General features: G+C 66.1%; 4 protein-coding genes. 2 read left to right on the top strand and 2 right to left on the bottom strand.

Features of this window, described 5'->3' with window-relative positions; all coding sequences use genetic code 11:
* Nucleotides 1-166: 166 nt before the first annotated feature.
* Nucleotides 167-1,552: a DEAD/DEAH box helicase gene (locus tag ACYPYD_RS18185; RefSeq protein WP_069708005.1), complete on the bottom strand. Its 1,386-nt coding sequence runs from the start codon at nt 1,550-1,552 to the stop codon at nt 167-169.
* A 176-nt stretch (nt 1,553-1,728) separates the two neighbouring features.
* Nucleotides 1,729-2,313, bottom strand: a complete 585-nt coding sequence (locus tag ACYPYD_RS18180; protein ID WP_248005930.1) for a hypothetical protein — start codon at nt 2,311-2,313, stop codon at nt 1,729-1,731.
* A gap of 171 nt (nt 2,314-2,484) precedes the next feature.
* Here ACYPYD_RS18180 and ACYPYD_RS18175 point away from each other — a divergent pair, with 171 nt between their 5' ends.
* Both ACYPYD_RS18175 and ACYPYD_RS18170 read left to right on the top strand, forming a co-directional pair.
* Nucleotides 2,485-3,912, top strand: a complete 1,428-nt coding sequence (locus tag ACYPYD_RS18175; protein ID WP_459664639.1) for an FAD-binding oxidoreductase — start codon at nt 2,485-2,487, stop codon at nt 3,910-3,912.
* Nucleotides 3,913-4,036: 124 nt separating this feature from the next.
* Nucleotides 4,037-4,849 carry a SapC family protein gene (locus ACYPYD_RS18170; RefSeq protein WP_008829751.1) on the top strand — a complete coding sequence of 271 codons (813 nt, stop codon included), beginning with the start codon at nt 4,037-4,039 and terminating at the stop codon, nt 4,847-4,849.
* The last annotated feature ends 169 nt before the right edge of the window (nt 4,850-5,018 follow it).

Here is a 5,018-nt window from a genome sequence, read left to right as displayed (position 1 = left end):
GTCATTCCCGCGAAGGCGGGGACCCATCTTATGCCGAATGAACAGGCACCGTCAGGAGATGGGTTCCCGCCTTCGCGGGAATGACGGCGATCAAACAAGCAGGATCAACATCCAAAAGAAAAAGGCAGGGTTTCCCCTGCCTTTTTCTTTGCCCGGAAGCCGCGCCTCAGTTCAGCGCGGAAACACCCAGGAAGTTCGGCACCGGACCGTTCCAGCTGCCATCGTCGTGCGTCTCGACGGGGTCGCGGCGACGGCTGCGGCGCGGTTCTTCCGCCTTCGGCTCGCGGCGCGGAGCGCGCTCGGCACGGGGCTCCGGACGAGCTTCCCGCTTCGGCTTCTCCTCGCGCACGGGCTTGGCTTCGCGCGCAGGCTTCGCCTCGCGAGCGGGCCTTGCGGCGCGGGCGGGCTTCGCCTCAACGGCCTCACTCTCGACTTCACCGTCCAGCTGGTAGAGCGGGATCGGGCCGCCCGTCAGCTTCTCGACATTGCCGATCGCCTCGGCATCCTCGGGCGCGACGAATGTGAAGGCCCGGCCGGTCGCGCCGCCACGACCGGTGCGGCCGATGCGGTGGACATAGTCGTCCGGGTGCCAGGGCGTGTCGAAGTTGAAGACGTGGCTGACGCCCTTCACGTCGAGACCGCGCGCGGCGACGTCTGACGCGCACAGGATGCTGACCTCACCCGCCTTGAAACGCTCCAGCTCCGCGTTGCGCGCGGGCTGGTCCATATCGCCGTGAATCTCGCCGGCGGAGAAGCCGTGCTGCTTCAGGCTCTTGGCCAGTTCGCGCACGGTGGTCTTGCGGTTGGCGAAGACGATCGCGGACGTGACGTTGTCCGATCGCAGTATCTGGCGCAGGGCCTCGCGCTTCTTACGCGCGGGCACCATGACCTTGTGCTGGACGATGTTGAGGTTGGTCGAGGCCGGACGTGCCACTTCGACGTACTTGGGGTTCGTCAGGAAGCGGTCGGCCAGCTTCTTGATGACCGGCGGCATCGTCGCCGAGAACAGCAGCGTCTGGCGGTTGGCCGGCAGCTTCGAGCAGATGGTCTCGATGTCCGGGATGAAGCCCATGTCGAGCATGCGGTCGGCTTCGTCGATGACGAGCAGTTCGCAGCCCGTGAGCATGATCTTGCCGCGCTCGAACAGGTCCATCAGACGACCCGGCGTGGCGATCAGCACATCGACACCGGCGGACAGGGCCTTGAGCTGGTCGCCCATCTGCACGCCGCCGATCAGCAGCGCCATCTTGAGGTCGTGGTTCTTGCCGTACTTCTCGAAGTTCTCGGCCACCTGCGCGGCGAGTTCGCGCGTCGGCTCGAGGATCAGCGAGCGCGGCATCAGCGCGCGGCGGCGACCATGGCCGAGGATGTCGATCATCGGCAGCACGAAGGCAGCGGTCTTGCCGGTGCCGGTCTGGGCGATGCCGATCAGATCCTTCATCATCAGGACCGGGGGGATCGTCTGTGCCTGGATCGGAGTCGGCTCGGTATAGCCCGCAGCCTCCACCGCTTGCAGCAATTCGTCAGACAGGCCGAGATCGGCAAAGCTCATAGGCGTTTGGTTTTTCCGGAAAAATTTCAAGTAAAGCTGCGGAACGAAGCCGGGGCGGGCCAATGCGCCGCCCGCGACACATGCCGCGCGACAGCGGGCCATTTGCGGAAAAAGGCGGGAAAGTCAAGGAAATCCGCTAGGGAACGCCAGTTCTCCCGATACGGACCGAATGCCCGTTAGCGATCCTGCTCCACCAGCTGCCTTATGCGGGTCAAGGTGCAGCTCATTCCGCTGCGCGACAGCAGCGTGTCGCGATCCACGCAGACCCGCCCATCCTCGTTTCGCTCGATCAGGAAGCCGGAGTAGAAATCGCGCGCACGGCAGGACCGGGCGAGTTCGGCGCTGACCACCCGGCGGTCGCGCATGAACAGCAGCAGCCGGTTGCCGCGATCGGGGCGCACGCTGACGATGCCGGAAGCGGGCAGGCAATTGCCCATCTTGCGCTCGGCGAACTCCACCCCGCCATCGGTCGGCATGCCGAAGAACATGTCTGGCATCGGCACCGACGCGCGCGGCGGCGAGATTCGGATCGTCATGCGCTGCTCGATGCGGACCTGCCAGGCATCCTGCGGGGCGACCTCGGGCAGCAGGCTGATCGCGAACGGCGCATCGGCGGCCAGCACACCGGCTTCGATCGGGGGCCAGAGCGAAACCTCGGCAGGCTCCACGCCCGCATCTTCCGCGCGCGGCACGCCGTCGCCGCCCCCTGCCGCCGGGAGCAGCAGGAGGAACGGATACAGCAGTGCGGAGGCAAAACTCATGTCGTCTTTCGTATCCCCGTAATCGACCCCGCATAGCGATGCCGACATGTCCGCCTTACGGCAAGAGCTTGAACCGACGCTTAACTTGTCCGCCACCGAGCGCCCGAACCGCCTTCGCAATTATCGCGCGTCGGTGATGAAACCCCATGCAGCATGTGCCATATCGCCAGGATGAACGACACCGCACCCGCCGGCTTTCTGAAGGAAGCCGCCGCCCTGCTCGGCCCACGCGGCCTGACGACCGATCCTGAACTCGTGGCGCCCTGGCTTACCGACTGGCGCGGACGCTTTACCGGCCGGGCCTGCGCCCTCGCCTCTCCCGCCAATGTCGAGGAGGTGTCCGCTCTGGTACGCCTCTGCGCCGAACACGGCGTGCCGATCGTGCCCCAGGGCGGCAATTCCGGCATGTCCGGCGGCGCCACGCCCGACGAGAGTGGGACCGCACTGCTGCTCTCGCTGCGCCGCATGAACGCGATTCGCGAGATCGACACCGAATCGGGCCGCGCGACATGCGAGGCGGGCGTGATTCTCCAGACGCTCCACGAAAGCGCCGAGGCGCAGGATCTGCGCTTTCCGCTGACACTGGGCGGCAAGGGCTCGGCGACAGTTGGGGGGCTGATCTCCACCAACGCGGGCGGCTCGCAGGTCCTGCGCCACGGATCGATGCGCGCCCTGGTGCTGGGGCTGGAGGCGGTGCTCGCCGACGGAAAGGTCTTTTCCCAACTCACCCCGCTCAAGAAGGACAACCGGGGCTTCGACCTCAAGCAGTTGCTGATCGGATCGGAAGGCACGCTCGGCATCGTTACCGCCGCGACCCTGCGCCTGTTGCCCGCCGTTGCCGAGCGGGTGGTGATCTGGGCGGGGGTCTCCTCCCTGCCCGCTGCCCGGACGCTGCTGCTTCACTGCGACGCGATGGAGGGCGAGGCGCTCGAAGGCTTCGAGGTCATGCCGCAGGCCAGCATCGACGCCGTCGTCGAACACCTCCCCACCGCCCGCCCCCCGCTGGAGGGGCGCCATGCGTGGCACGTGCTGATCGAAGTCGTCGCCGACCGGGCGCAGGCCGACACCCTGCGCGACCGCTGCGAGGCGATGATGGCCGAAGCCTTCGAGAAGGATCTTGTCGAAGACGCCGCCCTATCCGCCAGCGAATCGCAGGCCGAGGCGTTCTGGCTCATCCGCGAGACCGTCCCCCCCGCCGAGCGCGCACGCGGTCCGGCGGTCCAGCACGACATTTCGGTGCCGGTGGAGGCGATGCCCGCCTTCGTGGAGACGACCGCGCCGATGCTGGAAGCCGAGTTCCCCGGCACCGAGGCGATCGCTTTCGGCCACCTCGGCGACGGCAACGTGCACTACCACGTCATCGCCCCGGGAGCCGCCGACGCCCGCGCCTGGAATGCGACCGAGGGCAAGGCGATCAGCCGCAGGGTCCACGATCTCGTCACGCAATGGGGCGGCTCGATCTCGGCCGAGCACGGGATCGGGCAGCTCAAGCGCGACGAACTGGCCCGGCTGGGCGATCCGGTGGCGCTGTCGATGCTGCGCGCGGTCAAGCAGGCGCTCGACCCCCGGGGGCTACTCAACCCCGGCAAGCTCGTCTGACGCGGCAACGAAACATCCTGCACCGAATCGCCGGATATGGGGAGGTCTCGCGCTTGCGCGGCCGCCCCGCAGCCTCTAAAGCCACGCCCTTCCAAAGACTGACCACCCCTCGCGGAGAGTACCCATGGCCAGCGTGCCTCAGAATCCTGCACTGCCCTTGTTCTACAAGGACCTCATCCCGCTCAACTCGCAGCAGCACGCCAACTGGAAGACCCGTTCGACCGACAAGGCCACCTGGCTGGCCGGCATCAACTCGGTGCCGCTGACGGTCGAGGAATTCCCGCAGGCCCAGCGCAACTTCCCGATCATCTTCACCGCAGGCGAGAACCCGATTCCGCTGGTGCTGATGGGCATGAACGAAGGCACCAACGTGTTCGTCGATGAAGACGGCACGGTGAACACCCCCGTCTACATCCCGGCCTACGTGCGCCGCTATCCCTTCATGCTGGCCAAGCTGCGCCCGGATTCGGATGAGCTGTCGCTCTGCGTCGACCCGTCGAGCGACCTCGTCGGCGAGATCGAGGAAGGCGAGCGCCTATTCGACGACGAAGGCCAGCCGACCGACACCACCACCAACATGCTCAAGTTCTGCGAGAACTTCGAGATCGCGGGCAACAAGACCGCGCAGTTCATGGCCGAACTCGAGAAGCACAAGCTGCTCATGGACGGCGAGTTGAACATCGACGTCGGCGCGGCCCAGCCCTTCAACTACCGCGGCTTCCAGATGGTCGACGAGAACAAGCTGCGCGAAGTGCGCGGCGACGTCCTGCGCCAGTGGAACCAGAACGGCCTGCTCGGCCTGATCTACGCACACCTGTTCTCGCTTGAACTCGTCCGCGACATCTTCGGCCGCCAGGCATCGCAGGGCAAGGTGCCGAACTTCACGCCGCCCGCCGCACCGGTCGCGGACGGCGTCGCGGATGACGTGAACGCCTGATTCACCTTCGTGGAGCGGGCGTTATGACACTTTTGTCACAGTCCCGCTCCATTCGATTAGCGTTACGGATAGTTCGCTGGACATTTCTTATGCGTCCTGCTTCACGAATCGCTTGAATGTCGGATCGGGTCGGCCTATGTAGGTCTTGCCCGGCCGGCGCTACCCTCAT

The sequence above is a fragment of the Novosphingobium sp. 11B genome, assembly GCF_054589055.1.
The sequence above is the reverse complement of the archived record's forward strand: the minus strand, read 5'-3'. Positions and strand labels throughout refer to the sequence as shown.